The following is a 3,445-nucleotide window of genomic DNA, read 5'->3' as shown; positions in this document are numbered from 1 at the left end:
ATCGCAACTAGAATCACTGGCGTATTGGCGAAATTAAATTGGCCGGGATTGGCGATTTATCTCCGACTTGGGTGTGGCTGATTTAACCTGACTCCAATATCGGCAGCTTCTTTAGCTTCAGGGATGCTGCTTGCATAACCAACAACACCCCTGATTGCTATACCTGCAAGTTCATCGAGAAACCCCATTGCAGTCTAACCTCATTCAACATTAGATACCGCTTTTGCCAAAGCTTGGTTGCACCTCTTGAGATATTTCAAACTTCTAGAGAGCACCTTCATCTGCTTCTTGGGATCCATCTCAGTGGCAGCCGAATCCTCGGCAGTCTCACCGATTGAATCTGTCGCGCATTCCTCGATAAGGGCGACAGAGCCCCCTGCATATCTCAGTGATTCTAGGGTTATCTCCATTTCCAATATTCTCTCGTTCAGTGAAACTTGGATCCGCTTCACTGAATCTATTGCTGAGAATTTGCCGAGCAAGACGTATCGGCAATAGCAGAGCAGCTTAGACGCCTCAACGAAGACGAAACCGTCTGCGTTTGTCATTGTTGCTATGACCTTGGATGCCCCAGTGCCGCCAATGGTACCAAGCAGCGCTCCACCACCTGCGATGATCGCCGTGCCACCGGCCATCCCGAGGCCTCCGGCAGCTAATGCACCACCTCCGACAAACGCAAGGCTAGCGCTGGTCAACGCTGCACCCGACAGCCCTGCGACCGCCTTGCCCGCAATCAGGGGAGCTATGTAAGGAGCAAAGACGAAGGCTGCGACTGTGGCAGCTCCAGCAACTATGGCAGTGCCCACGAAGCCAACGATCCGCTTGGCCATCTTCGAGTCGATGTCAGCACGTGCCTGCTTGAGAGCTTTGCCCATTCGCTCAAGGTCGCCCTTTGAGACAATATCCTGGGAGACGGCGAACACGTCTTGCATATAGCCGTCTTTGCACTTGAGCTTTTTGAATTCCCTGTCGTTTTCACCGCCCAGCGGCTCGTAAGGCGCGAACAGACTAGCCTCCAGCGCAACCAAGAAAGGCCAAGGCTTGGAAGGATCGCCTTTCGCAAGCTCATTGAACTCCCGATAAAGCTCGTCCGGCGCCAGGAGGTATTCGGAAGGGATGAGGCCTCGCTCCTTTAAACCGAGCTCAATCGCAGTCTCCCATTCTTCCAACCAAAGCTGTTTCTCGCTCTTTTTTCTTGATGACTTCGTGGCATCTATATCGTCCAAGACGATCGCCCTCTGGAGCGATTGGAGCAGCCTGATCTGACTTGGGCCAAGTTCCAAGGATCCGAACTCAGCGAGAGACCTCTCATAGTCTTCCTCAGCGGAGAGCCCTCGATCAGCATCCCGCTCTTTCAGCACCTCCCTGACGTCGAGCACGCACGCAATCGCAAAGGTTCCGAGACCGACGAAATTGATCCTGACCACGAATTCCCAGAAGAAACCGCTATCAGGATTCCTCGACGCGATAGCGGCCCTGACTGCCGCATCCGAGAGGTCGACCGCCGAGAAGACACCGCAGGACACCGTGGACATACGCGTGATCGCCTTGTTCCTAAAAGGAAGAACGTCTTCAGGATCTATTCGCTGCATATCTTTCAGGCCCGTGATCTTCAACGCCTTGACCTCATACACGAGCCTTCGAACGAAATAGAACGACCTGATGAGGCATTGGTTGAGGATAACGGGTATAGCTTGTCTGGCGACCTCATGGATGACACCCAATTCTGTCCTGAAATCGAATCGCAGGGTCTCGACGATCTTCCCGTCCTCATCCCTGATCGCAAAGAAAGTCCCATTGAACATCTTTGAGACAATCTCGCGAAAAAAGAGTCCCTCGTCTCCTGTTTGCTTCATTGCCGGTCGCGCGTCTTGAAAGATAGGCAGCACAGAGAACTGCTTGATGAGCGATAGTATGGGACCCGGAATCCCGGTTCCTTCGCCGGGATTGCTGCTCGAACCTGCAACATCGCTTGCAATATGCATAACCCAGGAAACAGTGCCGAGCATCACCTTCTCTCCAAAGCTCTTGCCAAGGAACTGCCGATGGGTTTCGGGAACGTCGACGATAAGGAGCCTCCCGGCCGCGTCGGTGCCTATCACTTTGCCCGTAAACTGAGTGAAAATTGAACAGAGCAACCCGCCCAGGCTGAAATGATGAGAGAAATCCCTGAGATGATGCTGATACCCGCCACCGAAATCAAGGGTATTCCCATCGGCTGCAAATTTGAAGCTGCCCTCAAGAAAACTAATTGCTCCCAGAAGGTCATCTCCTTTATACCCGGCCAGCTTAGCCATCGAGATGACGAAATCGTTGACTTTGCTCGTACCCCACTCGTTCGCTCGTTCAAGGGAGAACTCGCCCACGAAGAAAGAATCGATCAGACCTGCGATAATCCCGCTTGAAACAGCAATGGTGCAATCCAGCTTATCTGCATGATCGAGCCTGACCTCCCATCGCGTTTCACTCTCCATGAAGTCCTCTTTCGAAGAGGTGAACGCATGAGATGACCCTCCTGCAGCTGGCAGAAGTTTCGTCTTGGGGAATTCTATGCCAAAAGTAAACTCCGTAATATCCGAATCTGTCGCCAGTGGATTGTTCATATTGCACCTATCGTTAGATATATTTTGCTCAGCATGCATCATGACTTTGAAACAGAAGATGATCGTCATCGATAGCTTACCTTATTGCTTCGACGTCATCCCATGCCTCCTAAAGAATAAATCGATACCTGGCATTAACCTCGACTCGTCAGAGAGGTTTTGGCTCTCTCGCTTTCTGCGTGTCCTTGAAGTGTCGCTGACCAGCAGCGCGCAATCCACCTGCCGAGGCCGGCAACGACCTCTTCGGAAGGTCGCTCTGGAATCAGTTCAATCAATCAATCAACAACAGTGTAATAATCTAAGGATACCTTTATTTCAGCAGCATCTACATCGCTCATTGCCTCGAACTTGACCTTCTCTCCTTTTGGCCAAGAATTGGTCCCAGCATAGGTCTCCTCTACCTTAACGCCATCCTCGTCATAGAGGGCAAGCACCAGAGAAACGTCTTCGAGATTGAGCTCAGTATCATTCTCGCCGATAGCAGTGTACGTGAAGAATAAACCCTCTTCGTCACTCGCCTTATCGAAATTGAGTGACGCGGCTAGCTGCTCAACCGCATCCCTCTCAGAATCCGCCTTTTCCACCGCTTGCCCTCGGCGCAGCAAATCGTCCAAGGTTTCTTGATGCGCCGCATCCACCGTGAGCCCGTAGTTATCAACGAAATCTTTGAGCATCACCGTTCTTTCGTTGTAAAGCGAATCCCAATCATTGTAGAAGGTGTCGTCGTTAACACCCATATCTTTTGGTACTGTCAATAATCTTGCGCAAATTCCAGCAGGCGACCGCCAGCCGTCGGCATGATCACTCGTCCAGCAGCGACACGTCCAGATACCTCCTCGACC

Annotated in this window: 2 protein-coding genes; both read right to left on the bottom strand. The window is 51.7% G+C overall.

Annotation, left to right across the window (positions count from 1 at the left end; genetic code table 11):
- Positions 1-200: 200 nt before the first annotated feature.
- Positions 201-2,672: a hypothetical protein gene (locus ACYVRU_RS12045; RefSeq protein ID WP_461186207.1), complete on the bottom strand. Its 2,472-nt coding sequence runs from the start codon at positions 2,670-2,672 to the stop codon at positions 201-203.
- A 206-nt stretch (positions 2,673-2,878) separates the two neighbouring features.
- Positions 2,879-3,445, bottom strand: a 567-nt coding sequence (locus ACYVRU_RS12040; protein WP_461186206.1) for an FxLYD domain-containing protein, incomplete at its 5' end; no start/stop codon positions are given.

Source organism: Adlercreutzia sp. CNCM I-6216 (genome assembly GCF_977113345.1).
The sequence above is the reverse complement of the archived record's forward strand: the minus strand, read 5'-3'. Positions and strand labels throughout refer to the sequence as shown.